Source organism: Streptomyces anandii JCM 4720 (assembly GCF_014650655.1).
Lineage (GTDB): Bacteria > Actinomycetota > Actinomycetes > Streptomycetales > Streptomycetaceae > Streptomyces > Streptomyces anandii.
This window is the reverse complement of record NZ_BMVJ01000003.1, coordinates 569,711-571,738: the sequence shown is the minus strand read 5'-3', so window position 1 is coordinate 571,738 and position 2,028 is coordinate 569,711. Positions and strand designations below refer to the sequence as shown.

Annotated in this window: 1 protein-coding gene; it reads left to right on the top strand. The window is 71.7% G+C overall.

Translation table 11 applies throughout. The features are described 5' to 3' along the window. Positions 1 to 2,028: aminomethyl-transferring glycine dehydrogenase (gcvP, locus tag IE249_RS08595; RefSeq protein WP_229857873.1), on the top strand; the 2,028-nt coding region annotated here is incomplete at both ends.

Sequence of the window (2,028 nt, the reverse complement as noted above, 5' to 3'; positions counted from 1 at the left end):
CGCGCAGGTCGGCTACGGTTCGCTCGACGAACTCACTGCCGCCGCCGTCCCGGATGTGATCAAGAACGCCGACGCCCTCGATCTGCCGGGCGCCCGCACCGAGGCCGAGGTGCTGGCCGAGCTGCGCTCGCTCGCCGACCGCAACCAGGTCCTCGGCTCGATGATCGGCCTCGGTTACTACGGCACGTTCACCCCGCCCGTCATCCTGCGCAACGTCATGGAGAACCCGGCCTGGTACACGGCCTACACCCCGTACCAGCCGGAGATCTCCCAGGGCCGCCTCGAGGCGCTGCTGAACTTCCAGACCGTGGTCGCCGACCTCACCGGCCTGCCCACCTCGGGCGCCTCCCTGCTGGACGAGGGCACCGCCGCCGCGGAGGCCATGGCGCTGTCCCGCCGCATGGGCAAGAACAAGAAGGGCCTGTTCCTGGTCGACGCGGACACGCTGCCGCAGACCGTCGCCGTCATCGAGACCCGCGCCGAACCGGCCGGTGTCGAGGTCGTCGTCGCCGACCTCGGCGAGGGCATCCCGGCCGAGATCGCCGAGCGGGAGATCAACGGCGTACTCCTGCAGTACCCGGGCGCCTCCGGTGCCGTACGCGATCTGAAGCCGGTCATCGAGCAGGCGCACGAGCTGGGCGCCCTGGTCACCGTCGCCGCCGACCTGCTCGCCCTCACCCTGCTGAAGTCCCCCGGTGAGCTCGGCGCGGACATCACGGTCGGCACCACCCAGCGCTTCGGCGTGCCCATGGGCTTCGGCGGACCGCACGCCGGATACATGGCGGTGCACGAGAAGTTCGCCCGCAGCCTGCCCGGCCGGCTCGTCGGCGTCTCCGTCGACGCGGACGGCAACAAGGCCTACCGGCTCGCCCTGCAGACCCGCGAGCAGCACATCCGCCGTGAGAAGGCCACCAGCAACATCTGCACCGCCCAGGTGCTGCTGGCGGTCATGGCCGGCATGTACGCCGTCTACCACGGCCCCGAGGGCCTCAAGGCCATCGCACGGCGCACCCACCGCTACGCCACGGTCCTCGCCGAGGGCCTGAAGGCCGGCGGCGTCGAGGTCGTCCACGGCGCCTACTTCGACACGCTGACCGCGCGAGTCGAGGGGCGGGCCGCCGAGGTCGTCGCCGCCGCCCGCGACAACGGCGTCAACCTGCACCTCGCCGACGCCGACCACGTCTCGATGGCCTGCGACGAGACCACCACCCGCGCCGAGCTGCGCGCCGTGTGGGCCGCGTTCGGAGTCGCCGGGGACATCGACGCGCTGGACGCCGCCGCCCCGGAGGCCCTGCCCGAGGCCCTGCTGCGCACCGACGCCTACCTGACGCACCCGGTCTTCCACCAGCACCGCTCCGAGACCGCGATGCTGCGCTACCTGCGCAGGCTGGCCGACCGCGACTACGCGCTCGACCGGGGCATGATCCCGCTGGGCTCCTGCACCATGAAGCTCAACGCCACCACGGAGATGGAGCCGGTCACCTGGCCCGAGTTCGGGCAGCTGCACCCCTTCGCGCCCGCCGAGCAGGCCCAGGGCTACCTCACCCTCATCCGCGAGCTCGAGGAGCGCCTCGCCGAGGTCACCGGCTACGACAAGGTCTCCCTCCAGCCCAACGCCGGCTCGCAGGGCGAGCTGGCCGGTCTGCTGGCCGTGCGCGGCTACCACCGCGCCAACGGCGACGACCAGCGCACCGTCTGCCTCATCCCGTCCTCCGCGCACGGCACCAACGCCGCCAGCGCGGTCATGGCCGGCATGAAGGTCGTGGTCGTGAAGACCGCCGAGGACGGCGAGATCGACGTGGCCGACCTGCGTGCCAAGATCGAGCAGCACCGCGACCAGCTGGCCGTGCTCATGATCACCTACCCGTCCACGCACGGTGTGTTCGAGGAGCACGTCGCCGACATCTGCGCCCAGGTCCACGAGGCCGGCGGCCAGGTGTACGTCGACGGCGCCAACCTCAACGCCCTGGTGGGCCTCGCCAAGCCGGGCCACTTCGGCGGCGACGTCTCCCACCTGAACCTGCACAA